The organism is Streptomyces sp. HUAS MS02 (assembly GCF_055702265.1).
Map to the genome: position 1 here is coordinate 4,438,328 of NZ_CM146747.1, position 22,511 is coordinate 4,460,838.

Here is a 22,511-nt window from a genome sequence, read left to right on the forward strand (position 1 = left end):
GTGACCGGACACCGGTACGCGGAGGTGATCGGGGGCTGCGCTTCGATGGGCTCGGCCCCTCGCGCTGTGCGCCATGCGGCAACAACGCTGTTGTCGTGGCTTCCACTTGTGTGGATGGCATTGACGATGCGGGTGAAGGACAGGCCGAAACAATGGGGGTCGCATTGAGTGGGTAGGGCCCCTATTAAGATGGGGATGGCCGATGATCTCGACCCGAGCGGTCACTGCACGTGACCGAAGCCGGGCGTCCCGTATAGGACGGTGATGGTATGGCGGCCCAGCAGGGCCCTTCGGGACTTGGGCGGGGCTTCGCGTTCGTCGGTCGCCGCCATGAACTCGACCTGGTGCTCGCCGCCATCCGGCAGCCGCCGGCCGTGGTGATGGTCGAGGGCGACGCCGGTATGGGCAAGTCCCGGCTGGTACGCGAGGCCACCGCGATCCTGAAGTCGCAAGGGTGGCGGGTGATGACAGGCTTCTGCCACCCGCTGCGCGAGCCCCTGCCGTACGGGCCGGTGATCGACGCGCTCGGCAAGATCGGTCCGTGGCTGACGGACGGCGCCCTGCCGCCGACCACCGGCGCGCTGGCCCCGCTGCTCCCGGACCTGGCCGACCGCCTGCCGCCGGCGCCGGCCAAGCCGCAGGGCCCGGGCGCGGCGCGCCACCAGCTGATCCAGGCCGTGCGCTCGGTGCTCGACGCGGTCGGGCGGGTGGTCCTGGTCGTCGAGGACCTGCACTGGGTCGACGATGCCACCCGTGAGCTGCTCCTGCTGCTCGCCCGCGACCTGCCCGACCAGTTCGCGCTGGTGGTCACCTACCGGGCCGAGGACCTGCCGCCGGGGGCCGCGGCCCTGGGCGCCGCCTGCCGCCCGTCACCCGGCGCCAGCGGCACGGTGATCCGGCTGTCACCGCTGACCGAGAACGATGTGGCCGAGCTGGCCGGCGCGGCGCTGGGCGCCCAGGCCACGCCCGAGCTGTGCGCGGTGCTCCACCGCCGCAGCGAGGGCCTGCCGCTGGTCGCCGAGGAAGACCTGATCACGCTGCGGGACCAGGCGCGCCTGGACGTCGGGGAAGTGGAGCGGGCCGAGGTGCCGGGCGGCCTGCGGGAAGCGGTCAGCGAACGGCTGACCTCCCTGTCGCCGGCCGGTGCGGCGGTCGTGAACGCGGCGGCCGTCCTGGCCGTGCCGTCCACCGAGACGCTGCTGGCCGAGGTCGCCGCCCTGGACGGCGAGGAGGCCGCGGACGGGCTGGTCGACGCGCTGCGGGCGGCCGTGCTGCGCGAGACCGCAAGTGGCCTCTACGGCTTTCGTCACGTGCTGGCCCAGCAGGTCGCCTACCGGCACATCCCCGGGCCGCGCCGCACACGCCTGCACCAGCGGGCGATCGACCACCTCCAGACCCAGGACCCGCTCCCGCTGGTGCAGATCGCCCACCACACCCTGGCCACCGGCGACCATCAGGGCTGGCTCGACCGCGTCGAGCAGGCCGCCGACCAGGCCGTCGCACTGGGCGACACCGGCACCGCGGCCTTCCTCCTGCACCAGATCCTGGACCGACCCCGCGTGGACACGGGGCGGCGGTCCCGGGCCGCGCTCACGCTCGCCCGGATCGTCAGCTACGGCGTCGACTACGCCGTGACCGTCCGCGAGCTGCGGACCGTGCTGGCCGATCCGAAGCTGCCGGACGCCGTCCGGGGCGAGATCCGCCTGGGGCTCGGCCTGGTCATGCTCAACGTCGGCGCCGACCCGACCGGTTTCCGCGAGCTCGCCCACGCCGTCGACGAGCTGGCCACGCAGCCGCACAAGGCGGCTGTGGCGATGGTCAACCTGGCCCTCTACGAGCAGGACGGTGCCGCCGCGCACGCGTGGGACTGGCAGAGCCGAGCCGAGCAGGCCGTCCACGACAGCGCCGACGACACGAGCCGCAGAGCAGTCCAGATCAACCGGCTCATCCTGATGGCCCGGGACGGCGATCGGGCCGTCTGGCCGCTGCTGGAGCGGCTGCCGCGCCGAGATGCCGCCGGAGCGGTGCTGCGCCACGCCACCTACGCGCTGTACGCCCTCGCCGAGGTGGCGATCCAGCTCGGCCACGACCGCCGGGCCCGCGCTTTGCTGGCCGAGGTCGAGGACCTGGTCGAACACGCGGCCCACGGGCGCATCGAGTGCCTCCCCCGCGTCGCGGAGCTGCGCCTGGACTGGCTGGCCGGGCGCTGGACCCGGCTGGAGGAGGACTACGCGGCCCTGGCGCACGCCCACCCCGACGTGAAGCAGATCAACGTGGACCGGGCTCTGTGCCAGGGACACCTCGCCCTCGCCCAGGGGCGGCGCTCCCTGGCCCACGACCACTTCGCCACCGCGGCGGAGGCCGCCGACGGCACGAGCGAGGTGGACGTGAGCATCAGGATCGCCGCCGCGCTCGCCGCGCTCCGGCTCGCCGAGGGTGACCCGCGGGCGGCCTGGGAGATCGCCGAACCCGCGCTGTCGATGTCGCGAGGACTCAGGTCCTGGACCCGGACCATGGACCTCGTCCCGGTCGCGGCCGAGGCCGCGCTGGCCTGTGGGCACCATGCACTGGTCGAACGACTGGTGGCGGAGGCCGAGTCGGACCTGTGCGACCGCGACGCGCCGGCCGCCTCGGCCGAACTGACGCTGGTCCGAGGGATGTTGCTCCGCGCCACCGAGCCGGCGCGGGCCGCCGAATACTTCGCCGACGCGCAGCGCAGGTGGCAGGACATCGGCCGCCCCTACGAGGTCGCCAAGGCCGCCGAACGCCGGGGCGAAGCCTTGACCTGCTCGTCTCCCGAAGACGCGGCGGCGCACCTGGCCGACGCCGCGTGCGGCTTCACCGGGCTCGGCGCGACCGGCGACGCCGCACGCTGCCAACACCGCCTTCGCGAACTCGGTGTCCAGACGTCGCGGCGACCGGGACGCCGCGGCTACGGAACCCAGCTGTCGCCCCGTGAACTGGAAGTCGCCAAGCTGCTCGCCGACGGTGCCACCAACCAGGACATCGCCCAGACCCTGTTCCTGTCCCCCCGCACCGTCGAGAAGCACGTGGCCCGCGTCCTGGCGAAACTGCGCACCGGGCGGCAGGACATCCAAAGCAGCCTGCCCAACTCCGACAAGCCCGGGTCCCACGAACCCGCCTGAGGAACGCGCCGAACACCACCGACAAGACTGTGGAGTCGCCGAGCAGAGCCGCTGGACCGCGAGGTCGCCGCTGACGTCGGCAGAGCCGATCGCATGTCTACCTCGCCGGGCGTACCGTCGAGCGGCGCCGGCCGTGGAGCGATCACCCGAAACGAGCTGATACGCACGTAGGTTGGAGCGGCAGTCGTGTCCCTCGGTCTGGGAACCGCTTCTCACGGTGAACCTCAGACGGCACACGACGACCTGCCTGCGCCGAAGACCAAGGGGCACAGGCGTCAACCCACGTCCACATCACCGCCGAGCTGACGGACTTCACGGCCCTCGGCGAACTCACCACACGACTGGCCGACCTGGAACTCGCACGGGTCGACGGCCCCTGGTGGTCCCTGCGCCCCGATTCACCCGCCCACAGGCAAGCCCGCCACGAAACCCGGGCCCAAAGCCGTTCATGGTCAGCCTCCCGCAGGGGTGCCCGCCGCGGCCGCCATGAGCGGTTCGGCGGCCTCCTCGGTCGTGTCCGGGGGCACGACCAGCAGGTCCCAGCGCCCCTGGCCGGGGGCGAGCAGGACGACGGTGGGCGGGGCGGACGCGGCCAGGGTCCTGCACAGTCGTACGACCTGGTTGGACACGAACATCCGACCGGCCGTCACGGGCCAGGCCGCCCCGTTGACGGTGACGCTGGTGACGTGGCCCCACTCCCGTGGCAACCCGGCCAGCAGAAGCGGGAGTTCGACCAGGAGGTCGTAGGAACGCGGCCACCACGCTCCGTCGACGGCCCGGGGCAGGCCGCTGTGGGGTGCCAGGCGCAGGCGCAGCACGGGGTGAGGGGGAAGCGGGGGTTGCAGTGCGGTGGTCATGGGCGGGACTCCTGTCGACTGCCATGCGCGGATGGGTGGTTGACGTCAGGCGCGACGGGCAGCGACACGCTCCGGCGTGGGCCAGCGCACGTCGTACACCCAGCCGAGGCGTTCGAGGAGGCGGATGACGGCGGCCGACGGGTCGATCTGACCGCGGTCGACGCCGTGCCGGGCGCTGGTGGGGTCGGCGTGGTGGAGGTTGTGCCAGCTCTCGCCGAAGGAGAGCAGGGCGAGCGGCCACAGGTTGGTGGCCCGGTCGTGGCGCCGGGTGCGGAAGGGACGCTCACCGATCACGTGGCAGAGGGAGTTGACGCTCCAGGTGACGTGGTGGAGCAGCGCGATACGGACAAGTCCCGCCCACAGCAGGGCGGTCACGCCGTACATCCAGGTGCCGCCGATCGCCCAGCCCGCCGCGAAGGGCAGGGCCAGCGTGAGGACGCACAAGAGCGGGAAGGCGCGGGAGACGGCACGGATGTCGCGGTCGGCGAGGAGGTCGGGGGCGTAACGCTCGGCGGGGGTGCGGTCGTTACGGAACAGCCAGCCGACATGGGCGTGCAGCAGTCCGCGCAACTGGCCGCGCAGGTGTGTGCCGTAGCGGTACGGCGAGTGCGGGTCGCCGGGACGGTCGGTGAAGGCGTGGTGGCGGCGGTGGGTGGCGACCCAGCCGATGACGTCGCCCTGGAAGCTCAGCGAACCGGCCACGGCGAGCGTTATGCGCACGGGACGGACGGCCCGGTAGCCGCCGTGGGTCAGTCCGCGGTGGAAGCCGACCGTGACGCCCAGGCCCGTGATCGTGTAGAGGACGGCGGCGAGCACGACGTCGGCGGGGTGGATCAGGCGGCCCCACAGCAGCCAGCCGGCCAGGCCGAGGGCCACGAGCGGCAGGATGACGATCACCGCGGTCATGGCCACGTACAGGCGCTCCCCGCCGTCGCGCGCGGGCGTCGGGCCGTCCGGCGGGAAGGGGGAGGTGCCGTCGTAGGTCCGCTGCGGCGTGACGGTGTCCAGCGGGGGTGCCGGGACAGATGTGACATGCGTGGGAGTGGGTGGCATGGGACAGGGCTCCTGCCCTCGATGAGGCCGCTCTGGCGGAGGTACCGCCGGGGTCACGGGCTGCCCCTGGTGTGGGTGGTGTGCTGGAGACGACCTGTCGGGTCGGCACGACACACCCTCGTGCTCCCCACCGTACTCCTCGTGCGGGACGACGCTCGGACGCCGCTGGTCGGCACCTTGGCCACCGCCCTGGTCGGCGCCCTGGTCACCGTCCTTCTCAGCGCCATCGGAAGCCCGCGGCAGGCCGCCCAGGAGGCGAACGGCGCCTTCGGGCGGTGACTCATCCCATGGAAGCGGTACACACGACGATGTACGACCAGACACGCGCCCAGCAGCCCGCGGACCGGCCCTCGGGTCACGCCGGACGCCATGCCACGGGCCCGGAGCCGCTGCTCCCCTCGGACGGACGGGAGGAGATCGCGCACCGCCTCGGACATGCCGTCAACACCTTCGCGGACAGCCCGCGCGAGGCGCTGGAAGAGGCGGAAAGGGCGTTCGACGAAGCCGCCGCCCAGTTGATGAACGCCCTCGCGGAGCGGCGGCGGGCCCTGCGTGCGGGCCGGTTCTCACCTTCCCATCGGCTGGTGCGGCATCGCCGCGGTCATGGTGGCGTCATCACGGTCATGACGGCCGTGACGACGCGTCATGGCGCCCGTGACGACCGGCGGCGGCCGTGACGACCCGTCATGGAACCCCCCGAATGACGTCCCTGGGGCGACGAACACGGTGAAGATCACCCTGCGGGCGACTGGTGGGGCCCGCCCGGCTCTTCATCGGCGGGTTGTTCATCCGGACTGTTCACCGGGGCTCTTCACCGCGCCCCCGTGGGCTTGTGCAGTGCTCGGGTCCGTTCGTCCGGTGCCCGTGTCGATGAGGATCTGCTGGGCCCGCCTCCCGCTGCCGGGGCGGACGGCCTCGGCCATGGCAGCGCGCGCGGCGTCGGGCGTCGCGTGCGGCGGGACCACGAGGAGGGAGAAGAGATCCTGCTCGCCCCGGGTGATGAGAACCGTGTCGTCGCCGACCGGGAAGGAGTCGATGTGGACGACTCGGTCGTCGACGGTCATCCGCGTCGGCAGTTCGTCCCACGCCCCGGTGTCGAGGCCGACGCGTGTGATGGGCCCGAGGTGCTCGGTCAGTGCGCCGATCAGGCTGGGGAGTTCGGCGGCGATGTCGCGGGAACGAGGCCACCACACCCCGTCGAGCACGCCCTGCCGGTCATGTGTCGTCTCCAGCCGCACGAGGGCCGTCCCGGGCCGCACGGCCCGGTGCACGGCGTCCGGCAGGAGTCTCGTCATCCGCGGGGAGTCGGAGCCGGAGTCGACCATGGCACTCGCCTGCCTACCTGGACCGAGGAGACCGGGTGGCTTCCTCGTTCTCACGGTACTCCGCGCCCCGACAGCGGGCCGGGAGGTCGCCGGTCGCCCACGGGAGCTGCGGCAACTGCCGGAGTGAGGGGGTGAACCCGGCACGTCCCGTACGGGCACGTCGAACTCCGAGGTCGCCATGCGGTCCGTGGCCCCCCTCGGCCAGCCACGCCGAGGTCCGTGTCGTCGCCCCCTCGCCCGAAGTCGCCCGTCGGGTCGCGGAGGTCCTCCCTCGTTGCTTCGGCTCCGCCGAGCAGCGCAGCTACCCCGCGGGCCCCGACGGAGGAACCCGCCTCGACCTCACCGTGGACACCGCCCACGCGGCGGAACCCGCCCGATCATGGCTGGCGACCAGCCGGTCCACGGGACACAGCCACCGGGGACAGTAGGGGGATCCCCGCTGCGGGTCCCGCCGCGTCGGACGGCGCCTGGTGGCCCCCGTTCAGCGACCTGCCGAGCGCACCCGCCGCCCTGGCCGACCATCCGTCCGGAAACGTCGTCAACGGCCGCGCTCAGCCGCACCTGTGCTGCCGGATCCGCCCGTCGCGACCACGCGCACGGTCCGGCTGTGCGACGTACCGCACGCGGGCGCATCGCCCGCCATGACCACGCCGCACCACCACCTCGCACCACCGCGCCGCCCGTGCGCTGCCCTGCAAAACCGCTGGCCGTGGGCCCTTACCGGCGTACGGCCCGGAGTAGAGTGAACACGGAGAGCCGGTTCGGGAGCCCAGACAAGTGGCGGCGACCATGGCAACACTGCACCAGCGGAAAACCCACCGCGAAGCGATCATGAAGACCCTCTACGAAGACATGGAGGGAAGTGGCCTTCCGGACGTCTCCGGGGCCAGGCTGCGTGACGAGTTGGACATCCCGGAGCACGATCTGGCCGCGGCCTGCACCTATCTGGTGGGCGAGGGACTGGTCACGGTCCGTTGGGCCCATGGAGATGTCCCCGCGACGGTCGTGCTGACGCATCAGGGGATACGGCTCATGGAGGCCGAGGAGGAGAACCGCGGCTGACCCCGCGAGGGCGCCTTGGGACACGGAGGCCGGGGTATTCGTACCTACCACCCGGCAGAGCGTGCAGACAGGGAGCAGGCCATGATCCGTCCAGCCGACATCCGCGAGTGGCGCAACCAGGACGTGGTCGACGAGAAGCAGCGCAGGATCGGCATGCTCGAAGCGGTCTACGTCGACACCGCCACCGACGAACCGGCCATGGCCACCGTCCGGACCGGACTGCCCACTCGCCACCGGCTGGTCTTCGTCCCCCTCGACGACGCGGTCCTCGGACCGGACTACGTCCGGGTCCCCTACACCAAGGGGCAGGTACGGAAGGCCCCGTCGATCGGGACGGACGACGTCCTGCCGGCCGAGCGGGAGGAGGAGATCTTCCAGCACTACGGCATGACGTACCGGCCCGGGGCGGCCGGCGAACGTCAGCTCGCGCGCCGGTGATCACGCGCGCACGGCACGGAGGAGATGGTCCGCGGTGATGGCGCTCTTCCTTCTGCTGCTCCTGGTGGCCGTCGTACTGGGGATCATCGGTGTGGCGGCGGAGGGCCTCGGCTTTCTCCTGGCCATCGGCATCGTGGTCTTCGCCGCAGCCGTGATTTCCTTCACGGTGCTGGTGTCCCGGCGTGCCAGGCGGCGTCCCGTCCGCTGACGCCGGGGCCGACACCGTGTGTCGAGGCCCCCATGACAGGAGGGCGGCATGGCGGGTCCGGCGCCCGGCACGAGAGATGCCAGAAACCGGCGAAGGTCGTCTCAGTTGTTCGGTAGTGCCTGCTCGGCCCAGATCACCTTGCCCTGGGGCGTGTACCGGGTTCCCCAGCGCTCGGTCAGCTGCGACACCAGGAACAGGCCCCGGCCGCCTTCGTCGGTCGTCGCGGCATACCGCAAGTGGGGCGAGGTGCTGCTGCCGTCAGCCACCTCGCAGATCAGCCTGCTGTCGTAGATCAGTCTCAGGTGGATCGACTCGCCGCCGTAACGGACGGCGTTGGTGACGAGTTCGCTCAGCACCAGTTCCATGCTGAAGCCCAGTTCGGACAGCCCCCACTCGTCGAGCTTGCCGGTCGCCGCGGCGCGCACCCCGGCGACGGCAGCCGGATCGGGGGGCACGTCCCACTCGGCTATCCGATCCGGTGGCAGCGCATGGGTACGGGCGATGAGCAACGCCACGTCGTCCGTGGGGCGTTCGGGCAACAGCGCATCCAGCACCGCCTGACAGCTCTCCTCCGGCGCGCGCTCCGTGTGATCCGTCAGGGCTTGCCGCAGGAGTTCCATTCCCTCGTCGAGGTCACGGGTCCGGTCCTCGATGAGGCCGTCGGTGTACAGGACGAGCTGGGAGCCTTCGGCGATGTCCAGCTCGGCGGTCTGGAAGGGCATGCCCCCGAGCCCCAGGGGCGGACCCGGCGGCAGGTCGGGAAAGGTGACCTTCCCGTCGGGCTGGACCAGCGCGGGAGCCAGGTGCCCCGCGCTCGCCATGGTGCAGCGGCACGTCGCAGGGTCGTAGATCGCGTACAGGCAGGTGGCGCCCACCACGGCGGCGGGGCTTTCCGTGCACGACTCGTCCTGGTCGATGCGCCCGACCAGCTCGTCCAGATGACTCAGCAGTTCGTCGGGGGGCAGATCGAGCGTGGAGAAGTTGTGCACCGCGGTGCGCAGCCGCCCCATGGTCGCCGCGGCGTGCAGGCCGTGGCCGACCACGTCACCGACGACCAGCGCCACGCGGCTGCCCGGCAGGGGAATCACGTCGAACCAGTCCCCGCTCACACCCGACTGAGCCGGGAGGTACCGGTAGCCGACGTCGAGGGCGCTCTGCTCGGGCAGGGCCCGCGGCAGCAGGCTGCGCTGGAGGGTGACCGCCAGAGCGTGCTCACGCGTGTAGCGGCGGGCGTTGTCGATGCTGACCGCGGCACGAGCCACCAGCTCCTCCGCCAGCGAGAGCTCCTCCTGGTCGAAGGCATCGTGCTCCTTGGAGCGCCAGAAGTTGACCATGCCCAGCACGACACCGCGGGCCTGGATCGGAGCGGCGATGAGCGAGTGGATGCCGAAGTCCACTATCTGCTCGGTGCGCTCCGGGTCCTGCAGATGCCAGCCCGTCGCGGTGGACAGGTCGGCCACCAGTTCCGAGCGGCCGGAGCCGTAGCCGCGTGCCTGGGGCGTGGAGGGCAGGAAGTCGATCAGCCGGCCCTTCTCGTAGAGCGGTTGGTCGTCGCGGATACCGCATACGGCGACGCGTCGCATTCCCTTGGCCGTGGCCGCCGGTTCCTCACCGTGCAATACGGCGTCGGCCAGGTCCACGGTGACGAAATCGGCGAAGCGGGGGACGGCGATCCGGGCGAGTTCGTCGGCCGTTTGGATCACGTCCAGGGTGGTGCCGATGCCCAGTCCGGCGTCGTAGAGGAGCTTCAGCCGCTCACCGGTGATCTCGGCTCTGCCGGACACGGCCCGCAGCTCCGTGGAATCGCGCAGCGTCACGACGGTGCCCCGGGGACCTCCGCCGCGATCCGTGAGCCTCTGGTTGACCACCAGCAGCCGCGGCCCGGCCAGGTGCACCTCGTCCGTGGCCTCGCGGCCGGAGCTGAGCAACGACAGCATCTCGGGTTCGAGGGCCGGCATCTGGGACACGTGCTTCCCCTCTGCGTCCGGCTCCAGCTCCAGGAGGCGCCTGGCCTCGTCGTTCGCCAGCAGCAATCGCCCCTCACCACTGACAATGAGCACGCCTTCGCGTACGGAGTGCAGTACCGCGTCGTGGTGCTCGTACATGCGGGACATCTCGTTCGGTGCCAGGCTGTGAGTCTGTCGTCGCAGCCGCCTGCCCACCAGCACGGTGGCGGCGGTGGCCACTCCGAGAGCGCCCGCACCGGCGGTCAGGATGATCGGTATCTGCCGGTCCACCAGACTGGTCACGTTCTTGACCTTCAGCCCGGCGGAAACGAGGGCCACCACTTGGCCCCGCGTGTCCTGGATGGGCACGGTCGCCTGAACCTCGTCGCCGAGGGGGCCCCGCACGCTTTCGGTATAGACCTTCCCCGCCAGCGACGGCTCGATCTCTCCTACGAATCGCTTGCCGATCCGGTCCGGCAGGGGATGGGTGTAGCGGATCCCTTTCGTGTCCATGACCACGACGAAGTCGACGCCCGCGGACTTGCGTCCCGCTTCGGTCAGCGGCTGCAGGACCTTCGCGGGCTGGGGGGCCTGCAGTGCGGACAGCACGCCCGGGGAATGTGCGAAAGTCTGCGCGACGGCTATGGATCTTCGTTTGGCCTCGGCGTCGGTGTGCCGCTGCGACTGAAGGACAAGGGCGAAGACGGCGAATGCCACAAGCAGCACCACCAGCGCCACCTGCAGGAGGAATATCTGCCCCGCGACGCTTCGGGTGTTCCTTCGCGCCAGTGACCACAGTGACGATATATGACCAACTCGGACAAAATGTCCTTTCATCTGGCCTTTCTAGCATCCATCACCTCGTGCAGTCACGGGCTTGCGCTCGAAACCGTCCATGCCCGCCCCACAGTCCATCGCTTCTGTAGCCACATCTGTCACTTCAGTTACCGGGCACCCCGGCAGAAAAGGACCTACGCCGGTACGACGACCGTGGTGCCGCCGGTGCGTGCGAAGTCGGGGAGGTCGAACGAGACGCCCGAAGAAATCGTCTGCCGCCATCTCTGTGGAACGCGCGGAGGGGCCCTGGTGCCGTACGGCACCAGGGCCCCGAAGGAACTGTTACACCATCTGCCGGCCCCAGTGCTGCGCGGGCCTTCTGTGTCCGCCGACCCGACCGAAACGCTGTCGGGGGCGCGGGGATCGCGGTTGCTCGACCGGAGACCACCTCACTATCGATGTCCTGCGGTACCCGGGCTCAACACGTCCGCCCGGGCGATCCTGATGGCGCTCGGCTCCTCCGTCCTTCCCTCTGAACCAATCACTTGCCAAACGGGTACTGCCCACTGACTTCACTGCTGGGTACTACGGACTTCACGGGTACTGCCACTGCGGTACTGCTCATGGCGGCCCCTGATCACTGCGGGCCACCCGGTCCGGTCGTCAGCCCCGTCGCCGTCCTGCGACAACCCTGGCTTCGGAACTCCACCACCGCACCGTCCTGCGAACTGCAACTGCCTACCGCTGCCCGGTAGTTCGTGTCTGCCGGGCCCTTCTGTCTCTCTGGGCTACGAGAGAAACCATAACCACGGGACCACCCAATGTCTACTCCAGCGACTATAGATTTTCGCGTGTCCGATGGTGAGGTAATCCGCCTCGAACGGCGATGGCACCGGCGGATCGCGCACACCCGGCAGTGGTCGAACCCGGTGCCGTTCACCGATCAGTCGAGGCCGACTCGGGGCAGGTGCCGGTCCAGGAACGCCGGCACCCACCAGTTGGCCCTGCCCGCGACCTTCATGAACGCCGGTACCAGGAGCAGGCGGACGAGCGTCGCGTCCAGCAGGACCGCCACTGCCAGGGCGAGACCGAATTCCTTGAGTTCGAGCACGTCGGCGACGAGGAAGCAGCCGAAGACGGCCGTCATGATGACCGCGGCGGCGGCGATCGGCCTCGCCGTGTGCGCCAGGCCCTTCGCCACCGCGTGGTCGTTGTCGTGCGTGCGGAGGTACTCCTCCCGCATGCGGCCGATGAGGAACACCTCGTAGTCCATGGACAGGCCGAACAGGAGCGCGAAGACCATGATCGGGAGGTAGACCTGGACGAAGCCCACGCTGGTGAAGTCGAAGAGGCCTTCCAGGTGCCCTTCCTGGAACACCCAGGTCGTGATCCCGAAGGCCGCGAAGGTCGCGAGCAGGTTCAGCAGGACCGCCTTCAGCGGCAGCAGTACCGAGCGGAAGACCAACAGCAGGTAGAAGAACGTCAGCGTCAGCACCATCCCCATGACCAGGGGGAGTTTGCCGAGCGTCTCGTCGGACAGGTCGGCGAACTGTGCTGTCTCGCCACCCACCAGCATGTGCGGGCCGGCCGACGCGGTCCGCGCGGGGATCACGTCGTCGCGCAGGTCCTCCACCAGACCGGTCGCCTCGGAGGAGTCCACGGGAGCCCTCGGCACGATCGTGATGACCGTGCGGTCGCCCCCGGCGCCGACATTGACCGTCTGAGCGAGGAGCGGCTTCACCGCCGGATCCTGCTCCAGCTGTCGCAGCGCCTGCGGGGACACCGTCCCTGTCGTCTGTCTGAGCAGCGTCGAGACGGAGTAGACGTCGGCGACCCGAGGATCCTTCGCCAGCGACGCAGTGAACGAGTCGATCGTCGCCAGGTCGCTCGCGCTGAGCGCCCCCGAGCCCTCGTGCGACGCCAGGACCTGGACCGGGGACAACGCGCCCGCGCTGAACTTGTCGGCGAGGATCGCGGCACCCTTTCCGGACGGCTCGTCGGAGATCGCGGAGATGCCCAGGTCGATGCCCAGCTTGATGCCGACCGTCGGCAGGGCGAACAGGATCAGCAGGGCCGCGGCGGGGATGGCCATCCAGGGGCGCGCGAGAACGGTGCGGGCCCAACGCTCCCAGCCGCCGGGCCGTCCGGTCACGTCCGCGACGTCCTCCTTCGGCCGCAGACGCCGGGGCAGTGCCCCGCGGTTGACACGCTCGCCGAGCGCCGCCAGCAACGCGGGAAGCATCGTCCAGGCGACCACCAGCGTGCACAGGACCACCAGCACGGAACCCAGCGCGATGCCGTGGAACAGCGGCGAGTCCACCACGAACAGGGAGAGCAGGGCGATGGCGACGATCGCGCCGGAACAGGCGATCGTGCGGCCGCTCGTCGCCATCGCCACACCCACCGAGTGGGCCACGGCGTCAGCGCGTTCCCCGTCCCGGGCACGGGTCAGTTCCTCGCGGAAGCGGAACAGGATGAAGAGGGAGTAGTCGATCGAGATCCCCACTCCGATCATCGTGACGATCGAGAGGAGAAAGGCGTCGAACACCGTCACGGTCGTCAGCAGGGCGAGGACGCCGAAGGTGGTCGTGAGGCTGACCAGAGCGGTGATCAAGGGAACGAACGAGGCGACCAGCGCGGCCAACGCGATGAGCAGAACCAGGAAGGCGACCGGAATGCCGATCGACTCGGCCCGCTCCACGTCGGCGTTCTCCACCTCGGTCAGGTCGTTGGCAGTCGGCGAGTACCCCGTCAGATAGGCCTGGACCGGGGAGTCGCCCGCCGCGTCCCGCACGACGTCCTGGAGGTCGGCGGCCCGATCGCCCCGCTCACGGTCGTCGCCGGCCAGGCCCAGTGAGGCCACCGCCGCCGAACCACGCGACAGGACGTTCCGCATGCCGGGGTCGGTGGGCCCCGACACGGACGTGACCCCCGGCTCGTCCCGTACGGCCCTCACCACGCGGTCCACGACCTGGACGTACTCCTCGTCCTTGATGGTCAAGGTGTCCGAGTCGAAGACGATCACATCCTGCTCGGCCCCGGCGGAGGGAAAGTCCGACTCGAGCAGTTGGGTGACCTGCTGGGAGTCCGAGCCGGTCACGCTGTAGTCGGACGCGGCGAGAGTCGAGACCAGATGGGGATACGCGAGGCCCGAGGCAACGAAGATCACGGCCCAGAAGGACAGGACCCACCACCGGCGGCGGGCCACCCAACTGCCCCACCTCATCGGACGTGTAGCACGTGAACGGCCGGAGGGACCGCCGGAACCGCCTGCACCTCCGGAACCTGCGGTGGACATCATGAGTGCCGCTGTCTTTCCCTCGTGGCGGCACCGCTACCGAGCGGCTGGGCGGGAGCCGGGAGGCCGAGGAACACATCGGGCGCGTGCACCGGGGCCGTGCGGTGCTTCTCGCTGATGCTTCCCGTCGGTCCCCACCGCAGGTACATGTGCAAGCCACTACACACGTAGCCGTCAGTGGTCATGGATGTGCTCCCAACGCACCAGCGCTCCAGCAGCTCTGCCGGGCGGCCCCGCTTCCTGCTCTCAGCCAGTACACAAAGTAATAGGCATTAAAAAAGATACTTATGTGGACATGCCGAGCTTCTTGCGACTTGTAGCCCTGCCGCGGGAGGCGCCCGCGAAGTCGCCGACCGCGAAGCAGCGTGATGCGCACCCAACACTGGTTGCAGCGCCGAACCATCTGGTTGTACGGTCGAACCATGCCAGAGGATGGTGGAGCAGCGGAACCCGCCCTGCTGCAAGACGCGCTGCGGAGCTTCGTCCGTGCTTTCGGGCTGCACCAGCCCGAAAGCACCCCGTGCGGTCAGGCGATCCCGGTCTCCGAGGCTCACGCCCTCGGCGAGCTCGCGCAGGAGGGCGAACTGCGGCAGGTGGAACTGGCCCGTCGGCTGCGCCTGCAGAAGAGCACCGTCAGCCGGCTCGTCGGGCAGCTGACCGCCCGCGGTTGGGTGGAACGCGCTCCCGCCCCCGGCGACGGCCGCGGCGTCACCCTGCGCCTCACAGCCTCCGGACGGACGGCCGCGCACAACCTCGCCGACGCGCGGCGGGAGAAGTTCTCCCGGCTGCTCGACGCGATCCCGCCCCACGAACGAGCCGGCGTACTGCACGCCCTCGGAGTCCTGACGGAGGCACTGGATGCATAACCGCAAGCGCCGACTCTTGACGGCGGGCATCGCCGCAGGGGGTGTCGGCGCGGCGCTGGCCGCTCTCCTGCTGATCGGCGACCCACAGCGGGAGAGCGGCGATCGGCGGACCGATCGGCAGGAGGCGGTCGCCGAACGCGGTCGCACCGTGATGCCCTTCGACCTCGAAGCGACCACTCACCACTTCACCCCCAGCGAGACCGGCGGCGTCCAGGACGTCGTCGCCGACCAGCCCGACGACGCCCAGCAGGTCGACCTCATACGCGCCCACCTCCAGCAGGAGGCCAAAGCCTTCGGCCAGGGAGACTTCGGCGACCCCGCCCGGATCCACGGCGACAGCATGCCGGGCCTGGCGGAACTTCAGGACGGCTACGAACGCGTCGCGGTGCGCTACCGGGAACGGCCCGACGGCGCCACCCTCACCTACACCACCGACGAGCCCGCCCTGGTCGACGCCCTGCACGACTGGTTCGAAGCACAGCTCAGCGACCACGGCGACCACGCCGAAGCAGGACACTGAGCCGAGGGGAGCCGACCGGTCCCCGCCGGGGACGCCGGAATGCCGAAGGTGGTTCGAGACCTATGGGCGTTCCGGAGGAGGTTCGCGTCACGGCGCCGTGTCCGCCGCCGTCCCGGCGGGGACGGGAATACGTCGTGCCACCAGCCAGCCGACGAGGGCCAGCACGGCCATCCCGGTCGCCGAGACGGCCAGCGCCTCCTCCCTGGCATGTGCGTTGACCCGTACCAGCTCGTCGGCCGCGGCCCCCGTGATGCCGTGCGACATCACGGGGGCACGCAGGTCGTCGTCGGACGCGGCGGTGATCTGGACCTGCTGCTCCAGCGTCCGTGTCACCAGCTCCTTCTGAGCGGTGGACAGGACACCGCTGTCCTGCACTCCGGCCTCGAACGCGTACAGAGGGGAACAGGGCACGGTCGCGTCATGTGCCGGTCCTGGCCGCGTCGACGGCCGCCCGCACGGTGGGATGAACGTGCCTCAGCTCCGCCCTGGCCTCGGCGGTGCGCAGCACATCCCGTACCTGACCCACATCGCGGGCCAGCAGGAGCCGGACTCCGCGGGCCTCCAGTTCCTCGGCCAGCTCGTCGAGCATGCGTACCGCGCTGACGTCGACGAAGGGAACCGTCTCGGCGTCGATCACGACCGCCGTCGCCCCTTCCCGGCCGGCGGCCTTCCGTACCGTGGACCGGATGCGCTCGGCGTTGGCGAAGTAGATGCCCGCCTCGACGCGTAGCACCACCACCCCCGGAATCCTGCGACTGTCCGCGTGCCTGTCGAGCGCGGCGAAGTGTCCGTTCCCCGGCAGTTGCCCGAGTTCGCTGATGACCGGCCGCGAGGAGCGGTAGAGGAGCAGGAGCAACGAGGCACCGATGCCGATGAAGAGGCCGGGCAGCGTGTCGAAGATCATCACCCCGAGCATCGCGGCGATCGCGGCGAGGAAGTCGGGCCGCGCGGCGACGCCGTAGGCCTGGCCGAGCCTGCGGGTGAAGACGCGGTAGAGGGCGACCAGTGAGGGGATGTCGACCAGTTCGACCACCGCCGCGACCACCACCGCCGCGAGCACCGCCTCGGGAAGCTTCTCGAAGAGGTCGGTCAGGAAGAGAAGCGTGATCACGGTAAGTGGGGCGACGAACACTCCGGACAGCTGGGTGCGCGCGCCCGCCGACCAGTTGACGGCGGTCTTCGAGAGGCTGCCGTTGACGATCATGCCGCTGGACAGGCCGGCGCCCAGGCCGGCGGCTCCGAGCCCGATCAGCTCGCGGTTGGCGTCGACCTCGTAGTGGTCCCGAGCGGCGTAGCTCTTCGCCGCCCCGAGTCCCTCGGCGAAGGCGACGAGCAGCACACCGATGCTTCCGGCGGCGAGGTCGCCGAGGTCGCCGACCGAGACGTCGGGGAAGCCGAACGAAGGCAGCCCGGTCTCGACGCTGCCGACGACATCGACGCCGTGGTCCTCCAGATCGAAGGCCGCTGCCGCCGCGATCCCCAGCGCCACCGCGATCAGCGAGCCGGGCACGATCGGGGCGACGCGCCTGAGAACGAGGATCAGCAGGAGGCTGCCGACGCCGACCAGGACGGTGAGGCCACTGGCTCCGCCGAGGTCGCCGACCAGGGCCCAGATCTTCTCGAAGAAGTCCCCCGACCCGCCCTCGACACCGAACAGTTTCGGCAGCTGGCCCGCGATGATCGTCAGTGCCAGCCCGACGATGAAGCCTTTCAGCACCGGCTCGGAGATGAAACTGGCGAGGAAGCCGAGGCGCAGCAGCCCGGCGAGGAGCGCCGCGATGCCCACGGTGACGGCCAGTGCCGCGGTCATCGCGGTGAAGTTCGCGCTCGAACCGCCGGCGGCGTCACCGACGATCGCCGCCGAGAGCGCCGCCGTCGCCGCCATCGGCCCGACCACCAGGTGCTTCGAGCTGCCGAAGGCGGCGTAGAGGATCAGGGCCGCGGGTGCGGCGTAGAGGCCGACCACGGGCGAGACGCCGGCGATCGTCGCGTAGGCGAGTGCCTCGGGCACCAGCACCGCCCACACGGTCACCCCGGCCAGCGCGTCCCGGCCCAGCCACTGCCGCCGGTAACCCCGCAGCGAGGGGAACAGCCAGTGCATGTCCGCCCTCACGAGGAGAGGTCACCGATGGCGTCGCCCAGCAGCTTCGCGGCGAAGAGCAGGCAGATCACGGCCATGATCGCCGTGTTGTGCCGCTCCATCCAGACTTTGAGACCGTCGAGGATGTGCTTCGAGCGCTCCCTGAGGGCGAAGTAGAGCACGACCGGTGTTCCGGGCCCGAGCGCCCCGAGCAGCACGTAGACCGCCAGTGCCACGGCCTGTGCGCCGGCGGAGGTGTCCGTGCGCGCGATCGCCGACGCCGCGGCGATCGAGAGCAGCAGGTTCTTCGGGTTGAGGGCGGACAGCGCCATCCCCAGCGCCAGCGCCTTGCCAGGGGTGAACGAGTCGACCGTCTTCATCCACTTCGGCAGCGTCACCTCCTCGTCGCCGCGCGGCCGGCCGCGCCACTCCTTCACCGCCACCCACAGCAGCAGCACGCCGAGCGCCAGGTCGAGCGCGCTGACCCATTCCGCCGGCTGCCCCTCGTCGCCCGGACCGGCGCCACCGGAGACCAGCAGCACGATCGTGCCGACCAGAGCCAGTCCCAGGGCCCAGCCCACGAGCAGCGCCGGTCCGTTGACGCGCGCCCTGGGGGTGGCGAGCATCAGCACCACACCGATGATCGGGAACGCGCTCAGCGCGACGGCGACGCCGTAGGACAGAACCTGACCGATCGCCTCACCCACGGCCGCCTGCCTACGCCGGTTCGATCTCGCCCGGCCGCCAGCTCTTGTCGAACCAGCTTTCGAGCGGACCGTAGAGCCGCAGCATCACGAAGAATCCCTTGCCGGGTACGGTCTGGACCCAGTTCGCCTCCTTGCCCTCCGGCGCGGTCGGGCCGAAGTGGATGACCGTCTCGCCGTCGGCCTCGGGCCGAACGTCTTCCGACAGGCTGTTGACGCTCGGGTAGGGGTGGTCCGTGCGCAGCAGCGAGCGGGTCTGGGGGTCGTAGACGTTGACGGCCCAGAAGTTCTTCACGGGGATGCCGCTCGGCAGAGTGAGCGTGTACGCCCGTCCGCCGTCGAGCCACTGGCCCGTGGAGTCCTCCGCCGTGTAGGCGTACTGCGATCCGGTGCCGACGGCCGCCGTGACCATCGCCGGAGAGGAGGCGGCGGCGAAGTAGTAGAACACCGCCCGGGAGTCCAGCAGCCGGGCACCCTCCGGCGACAGGAATTCGTGACTGTGCGTGGGGAACGGGGTCTTCCACGAACTGTCGGGGTAGTAGAAGAAGCCCGGGTCACGTGGCTTGAAGGCCAGCGTCCGTACGACGCCCGAGGCGATCCTGGCGGCGTTGTCGAGGATCGAGCGCATACGGTCGTCCGGCCGGAAGGGCTTGCCGCGCTCGATGCCGAGCGCGGCGAGCTGACCGGCGCGCTCGGGATCGAGCGACTCGGGCGGCTCCGCCTGGACGATGGTGTCGATCTCCTCGAAGAAGGAGATGTCGTTCGCGTGGACGGTGTTGAAGTCGGACTCCGCCCAGTTGAGGAAGCGCTGCTCGGGCGGGTCCGCCGCGGCCGAGAGCGGGTAGATGCGCGCCGTGAGCAAGCTCTCCGTGCCACCCAGCGCGCGCAACAGCACCCAGGAGCCGTACGTCGCCGGCCGCACGACGAAGTACCGTTCGGGAACGTCGCCCACGTACCCCGGAGGAAGGAAGAGGTACTTGCCGCCTTCTCCCCGGTCGGGCCCGGCGATGCCCATGTCGGTGACGTAGCGCTGCCACATGTCGTTGACGATGCACAGCGAGTTCCCCGGCGCCTCGATGACGGTGGGCCCGTCCTCGTCGAGCGCCAGGAAGGTCATCCCGTAGGTGGTTTCCGTGTTGCCCGTGAGCACCACCGGTGCCGAGGTGCATCGCGGGGCGGTGTAGCCGATCGTGCGGGAGTCGACGCCGACGCTCCGCAGTCCGCGTCGCATCGCCACCATGGAGGCACCGGGGACGCAGTTGAGGAACGCCTCGATCCCGCGCAGCGCATCCAGCGTGTCGTAGCTGCGGCTGACCGCGTCGGGCGAGGGCATGCCGTCGAAGAAGTCCAACGTTCCGAAGGGCGTCTCCAGCCGGTCCGGACAGATGATCGACGCGAGGGTCCCGGGCGATGTGCCCGGGCTGGGAGCATCACTGATGCGGGGCACTGGTTTCCTCCTGAGTGTGTCGTTCCTTGAGGACCACGTTCCAGTCGGCCTTCACGCTGACCGTCGTCCAGCCCTCCCGCCGCGCGGTCGCGCGTGCCCGTTCCGCCCCCTCGGTGTAGGCGTACTCCCGCACGTCGTCGTCGTGCACGACGAGAAGGGCGAACCGGGCGGACGCCAGCAGCTCGACGTCCACGTCGTCGTTGCCGACGGCGAAGGCAGGCAGCCGGCCGGTGCGGGCGAGGACGTACTCCGGCTTTCCGGGCCCGAGCGCGACGGGGCCGTGCAGCACCGCCCGGCGGACCAGCGCACCGTCCCGGTAGGCGAACTCCGGGGCCGAGCCGATCACGTTCTCCCGCGGCAGGCCCCAGAGCTCCTCGGAGATCACCCGTATGAAGTCGCGTCCGCCACCCGAGCACACGAACAGCCGCCAGCCGTGCGCCCGGAGGTAGTCGAACAGCTCCAGCATGGGCTGGTAGACGAGGCCGGCGTACGGCAGGCCGAGGCTCTCGTGACGCCAGGACGCCAGGTACCGGGCGGCCTCGGCCTCGAACTCCCCGAAGGCGGTGCCCTCCCAGGCCGAGCCGATGGCCTCCACCATCGACCGCACGGCGTCGGGGTCCTGTACCTCCAGCGCGCGGAGGAACGACTCGTCCTTGTCGACGATCGCGCGGTACGGCTGCTGCCGGGCCAGCGACGGATCCTCCCTCATCCGCGCGGCCAGTTTCCCGAAAATGAACGCGGACTGCACCGGCGCGGGCTTCTCGACCCACAGGGTTCCGTCGTTGTCGAACACGGCGACCCGGTCCATCGGCGGGACGAAACCCGGTGAGTCCTCCGCCGCCGCGGATGTCACGAACTCGACGATCGCCCGCTTGGCGGCACCGTCGTTCCAACTCTCCAGTGGGCTCGTGCCCATGGCCACCTCTCCGTCCGGACCTCGTGCCTTCCGAGCGCCGCGGGGCGCGGTCAACCGACCGCCTCGATCTCGCCCGGCCGCCAGGTCTTGTCGAAGAACGGCTGAAGCGGGCTGTAGAGGCGCAGGACCGCGAACCACCCCCGGTCCGGTGTGGTCTGGATCCAGTTGCCCTCCGGCACGCCGTCGGGCCGGTCGGGCCCGAAGTGCACCGTGGTCGTGCCGTCGGCGTCGGCGACCGCCGCCGGGGTGGGGTAGGCCTGGCTGCCGGCCCGGGGGAAGCGTTGCGGGGTGTCGAGCATCGATCGCGTCTGGTTGTCGTAGACGGTGACCGACCAGAACTTCGCGGCGGGGATGTCCGGCGGAAGCACCAGTCGGTAGTACGTGCCGCCGTCGAGGGCGCGGCCCTCCCGATCCGCGAGGGCGAAGACGTACTGGGAGCCGACGCCGGGCAGCGGCGCGGTGAACGCCGGGCTGATGCCCACGCCCAGGTACCACCACCAGGACCGCAGGTTGAGCTTCCGGGCGCCGTCGTTCGGGCGGGGCTCGACGCCCTTGTCGGTGATGTCCGCGGGCGGGGCCAGGAACTCGTGGCCGGACACCAGCAGGCCGTTGAGCCACCGGGACGAGGGGCCGTAGTAGTGCGCCCCCTCGGCCGGACGCGGACTGAAGGCGAGGGTACGGGCCGTGGCGTTGCCGACCGCGGCCGCCCCGGCGAGGATCTCCCGCATCCGCGCGTCCGGCTCGAAGGGCTTGCCCTTGACGATGCCGACGGCGGCCAGCGCACCGGCGATCTCGGGGTCGAGCGCCTCGGTCGGCTGGTCGTTCACCAGCTCGCTCGCGAAGTCGAAGTACGTCGCGTCCGCGGGCGGCACCATGTTCACGGCACGCCCGGAGCCCTCGACGAAGCGCGGCGGGTCGGGCCTGCGCAGCGCGGCGGTCCAGGTCTGGGCGGTCCATGGCAGCGGCGGGGCCGTGCCGCCGGTGACGATCTCCCCGATGCTGGTCCCGTAGTACCCGGGGACGTAGCGGTAGATGCGCATGCCCTCCTTGATGCGCTCGACCGCCGGCTTCGGGTCGTCGCCCTCCAGGAAGGCGCGACCGCCCAGGATGAGCCGCGTGGTGCGGGTCCGGAGCGTGAAGAACCCGCCCTCGGGCAGAGGGCCCTCGTGGCCGGGTGGCACGAAGAGGTACTTGCCGCCCGCTCCGCGGTCCGGACCGGCCATGCCGGGGTCCGTGACCCAGCGGAACCACATGTCATTGAGGAAGCAGAGGGCGAGGGGTGGCACCTCCACCACCAGCGGGCCCTCGGTCAGGTCGAGGAAGCTGACGAAGTAGACGGTGTCGGCGTTCCCGGTCAGCACGAGCGTCTTGGGATCCATGAACTCCGAGAAGAGCAGGACGTCGTGGTCCTGGATTCCGGCCTCCAGGAACCCCCGGCGGGCCGCCCACAGGCTGACGCCGGAATACGCGTCGAGGAACGCGCTGACCGCCCGCACATGGTCCAGATGGTCGTAGACGCGGTCGGCGGTCTCGTCGGTGGGCACTCCCAAGGGGAACTCCAGAGTGCCCAGCTGTGTCTCGACCTGCTCGGGAGTCGAGATCGACTCCAGGACCTGGGGCGAGATCCGTTCGGCCTGCTGCAAGGCATCGCTCCGTTCACGGGGGAGGCTCTCCTTTTCGACCATGAGCCGTACCGGCCGCGGACCACCACCGCACCTAGTCCGTCGGAGGGCAATTTCCTTCGAGCGGTGATGGTGCCGGAGGGTCCCGTCGTGCGGTGTGGGCCGCGACGCGAAGACACAGGGGAAACCGTCACGGGGTCGATCCCCCCCGGGGGCGACTTCCGCTCCCCGCCGGGCGGACCGGAA

Annotated in this window: 20 protein-coding genes and 1 pseudogene; 10 read left to right on the top strand and 11 right to left on the bottom strand. The window is 70.5% G+C overall.

Annotated features, from left to right (window positions below):
* Positions 1-269 precede the first annotated feature (269 nt).
* Both ACZ9QC_RS19070 and ACZ9QC_RS19075 read left to right on the top strand, forming a co-directional pair.
* On the top strand, positions 270-3,146 hold the full coding sequence (locus tag ACZ9QC_RS19070; protein ID WP_472921208.1) for an ATP-binding protein: 2,877 nt from the start codon (positions 270-272) through the stop codon (positions 3,144-3,146).
* A 284-nt stretch (positions 3,147-3,430) separates the two neighbouring features.
* Positions 3,431-3,574: pseudogene (locus tag ACZ9QC_RS19075) on the top strand (SIMPL domain-containing protein); the annotation flags it as partial.
* Between the two features lie 24 nt (positions 3,575-3,598).
* Here ACZ9QC_RS19075 and ACZ9QC_RS19080 read toward each other — a convergent pair.
* Positions 3,599-4,003, bottom strand: coding sequence for a DUF5994 family protein (locus ACZ9QC_RS19080; protein WP_472921209.1), 405 nt, complete (start codon positions 4,001-4,003; stop codon positions 3,599-3,601).
* Positions 4,004-4,048: 45 nt separating this feature from the next.
* Positions 4,049-5,056 carry an acyl-CoA desaturase gene (locus ACZ9QC_RS19085; RefSeq protein ID WP_472921210.1) on the bottom strand — a complete coding sequence of 336 codons (1,008 nt, stop codon included), beginning with the start codon at positions 5,054-5,056 and terminating at the stop codon, positions 4,049-4,051.
* Positions 5,057-5,197: 141 nt separating this feature from the next.
* Here ACZ9QC_RS19085 and ACZ9QC_RS19090 point away from each other — a divergent pair, with 141 nt between their 5' ends.
* Complete coding sequence (locus tag ACZ9QC_RS19090; RefSeq protein WP_472921211.1) at positions 5,198-5,335, top strand: hypothetical protein; 138 nt, start codon at positions 5,198-5,200, stop codon at positions 5,333-5,335.
* 8 nt (positions 5,336-5,343) lie between these two features.
* Entirely contained in the window at positions 5,344-5,733 is a 390-nt protein-coding gene (locus tag ACZ9QC_RS19095) for a hypothetical protein (RefSeq protein WP_472921212.1), read from the top strand.
* Positions 5,734-5,841: 108 nt separating this feature from the next.
* On the opposite strand, the gene ACZ9QC_RS19100 is transcribed toward ACZ9QC_RS19095, so the two are convergent.
* Complete coding sequence (locus tag ACZ9QC_RS19100) at positions 5,842-6,351, bottom strand: DUF5994 family protein (RefSeq protein WP_472921213.1); 510 nt, start codon at positions 6,349-6,351, stop codon at positions 5,842-5,844.
* 161 nt (positions 6,352-6,512) lie between these two features.
* Between ACZ9QC_RS19100 and ACZ9QC_RS19105 the strand changes: the two genes are divergently transcribed.
* From ACZ9QC_RS19105 to ACZ9QC_RS19120, 4 genes are all read left to right on the top strand, one after another.
* Complete coding sequence (locus ACZ9QC_RS19105; RefSeq protein ID WP_472921214.1) at positions 6,513-6,809, top strand: hypothetical protein; 297 nt, start codon at positions 6,513-6,515, stop codon at positions 6,807-6,809.
* A 361-nt stretch (positions 6,810-7,170) separates the two neighbouring features.
* The gene (locus tag ACZ9QC_RS19110) at positions 7,171-7,443 is read left to right on the top strand and encodes a hypothetical protein (protein ID WP_472921215.1); all 273 of its coding nucleotides are present in this window, start codon (positions 7,171-7,173) and stop codon (positions 7,441-7,443) included.
* Positions 7,444-7,524: 81 nt separating this feature from the next.
* On the top strand, positions 7,525-7,881 hold the full coding sequence (locus ACZ9QC_RS19115; protein ID WP_472921216.1) for a PRC-barrel domain-containing protein: 357 nt from the start codon (positions 7,525-7,527) through the stop codon (positions 7,879-7,881).
* 37 nt (positions 7,882-7,918) lie between these two features.
* Complete coding sequence (locus ACZ9QC_RS19120; protein ID WP_472921217.1) at positions 7,919-8,089, top strand: hypothetical protein; 171 nt, start codon at positions 7,919-7,921, stop codon at positions 8,087-8,089.
* A gap of 101 nt (positions 8,090-8,190) precedes the next feature.
* Here the strand turns inward: ACZ9QC_RS19120 and ACZ9QC_RS19125 are convergent, their stop codons facing one another.
* Together ACZ9QC_RS19125 and ACZ9QC_RS19130 are read right to left on the bottom strand one after the other, a co-directional pair.
* Complete coding sequence (locus ACZ9QC_RS19125; protein ID WP_472921218.1) at positions 8,191-10,872, bottom strand: SpoIIE family protein phosphatase; 2,682 nt, start codon at positions 10,870-10,872, stop codon at positions 8,191-8,193.
* Positions 10,873-11,755: 883 nt separating this feature from the next.
* Complete coding sequence (locus ACZ9QC_RS19130; protein WP_472921219.1) at positions 11,756-14,020, bottom strand: MMPL family transporter; 2,265 nt, start codon at positions 14,018-14,020, stop codon at positions 11,756-11,758.
* Between the two features lie 512 nt (positions 14,021-14,532).
* On the opposite strand from ACZ9QC_RS19130, the gene ACZ9QC_RS19135 reads away from it, so the two are divergent.
* Positions 14,533-14,976, top strand: coding sequence for a MarR family winged helix-turn-helix transcriptional regulator (locus ACZ9QC_RS19135; RefSeq protein ID WP_472921220.1), 444 nt, complete (start codon positions 14,533-14,535; stop codon positions 14,974-14,976).
* A complete protein-coding gene (locus ACZ9QC_RS19140; protein ID WP_472921221.1) occupies positions 14,969-15,496 on the top strand; it encodes an aspartate carbamoyltransferase in 528 nt (175 codons plus the stop codon). The genes ACZ9QC_RS19135 and ACZ9QC_RS19140 overlap by 8 nt, the downstream gene beginning before the upstream one ends.
* Before the next feature lie 87 nt (positions 15,497-15,583).
* Here the strand turns inward: ACZ9QC_RS19140 and ACZ9QC_RS19145 are convergent, their stop codons facing one another.
* The 6 genes from ACZ9QC_RS19145 to ACZ9QC_RS19170 are packed head-to-tail and all read right to left on the bottom strand — an operon-like array spanning position 15,584 to position 22,286.
* A complete protein-coding gene (locus ACZ9QC_RS19145) occupies positions 15,584-15,907 on the bottom strand; it encodes a hypothetical protein (RefSeq protein ID WP_472921222.1) in 324 nt (107 codons plus the stop codon).
* 7 nt (positions 15,908-15,914) lie between these two features.
* Positions 15,915-17,597, bottom strand: a complete 1,683-nt coding sequence (locus tag ACZ9QC_RS19150; protein ID WP_472921223.1) for a SulP family inorganic anion transporter — start codon at positions 17,595-17,597, stop codon at positions 15,915-15,917.
* An 8-nt stretch (positions 17,598-17,605) separates the two neighbouring features.
* Entirely contained in the window at positions 17,606-18,283 is a 678-nt protein-coding gene (locus ACZ9QC_RS19155; RefSeq protein ID WP_472921224.1) for a GAP family protein, read from the bottom strand.
* A gap of 10 nt (positions 18,284-18,293) precedes the next feature.
* Entirely contained in the window at positions 18,294-19,727 is a 1,434-nt protein-coding gene (locus ACZ9QC_RS19160; protein ID WP_472921225.1) for a DUF1254 domain-containing protein, read from the bottom strand.
* Entirely contained in the window at positions 19,711-20,643 is a 933-nt protein-coding gene (locus ACZ9QC_RS19165; RefSeq protein WP_472921226.1) for an HAD family hydrolase, read from the bottom strand. The genes ACZ9QC_RS19160 and ACZ9QC_RS19165 overlap by 17 nt, the downstream gene beginning before the upstream one ends.
* Before the next feature lie 50 nt (positions 20,644-20,693).
* Positions 20,694-22,286, bottom strand: a complete 1,593-nt coding sequence (locus ACZ9QC_RS19170; protein WP_472921227.1) for a DUF1254 domain-containing protein — start codon at positions 22,284-22,286, stop codon at positions 20,694-20,696.
* Between the last annotated feature and the right edge of the window lie 225 nt (positions 22,287-22,511).

Excerpts from the sequence above, each read along its gene's own strand:
- ACZ9QC_RS19110 (WP_472921215.1), top strand. The coding sequence starts at position 7,171 with ATGGCAACACTGCACCAGCGGAAAACCCACCGCGAAGCGATCATGAAG.
- ACZ9QC_RS19080 (WP_472921209.1), bottom strand. The coding sequence starts at position 4,003 with ATGACCACCGCACTGCAACCCCCGCTTCCCCCTCACCCCGTGCTGCGC.
- ACZ9QC_RS19135 (WP_472921220.1), top strand. The coding sequence starts at position 14,533 with ATGCCAGAGGATGGTGGAGCAGCGGAACCCGCCCTGCTGCAAGACGCG.
- ACZ9QC_RS19115 (WP_472921216.1), top strand. The coding sequence starts at position 7,525 with ATGATCCGTCCAGCCGACATCCGCGAGTGGCGCAACCAGGACGTGGTC.
- ACZ9QC_RS19100 (WP_472921213.1), bottom strand. The coding sequence starts at position 6,351 with ATGACGAGACTCCTGCCGGACGCCGTGCACCGGGCCGTGCGGCCCGGG.
- ACZ9QC_RS19085 (WP_472921210.1), bottom strand. The coding sequence starts at position 5,056 with ATGCCACCCACTCCCACGCATGTCACATCTGTCCCGGCACCCCCGCTG.
- ACZ9QC_RS19165 (WP_472921226.1), bottom strand. The coding sequence starts at position 20,643 with ATGGGCACGAGCCCACTGGAGAGTTGGAACGACGGTGCCGCCAAGCGG.
- ACZ9QC_RS19120 (WP_472921217.1), top strand. The coding sequence starts at position 7,919 with ATGGCGCTCTTCCTTCTGCTGCTCCTGGTGGCCGTCGTACTGGGGATC.
- ACZ9QC_RS19150 (WP_472921223.1), bottom strand. The coding sequence starts at position 17,597 with ATGCACTGGCTGTTCCCCTCGCTGCGGGGTTACCGGCGGCAGTGGCTG.
- ACZ9QC_RS19125 (WP_472921218.1), bottom strand. The coding sequence starts at position 10,872 with ATGAAAGGACATTTTGTCCGAGTTGGTCATATATCGTCACTGTGGTCA.
- ACZ9QC_RS19070 (WP_472921208.1), top strand. The coding sequence starts at position 270 with ATGGCGGCCCAGCAGGGCCCTTCGGGACTTGGGCGGGGCTTCGCGTTC.
- ACZ9QC_RS19095 (WP_472921212.1), top strand. The coding sequence starts at position 5,344 with ATGGAAGCGGTACACACGACGATGTACGACCAGACACGCGCCCAGCAG.
- ACZ9QC_RS19140 (WP_472921221.1), top strand. The coding sequence starts at position 14,969 with ATGCATAACCGCAAGCGCCGACTCTTGACGGCGGGCATCGCCGCAGGG.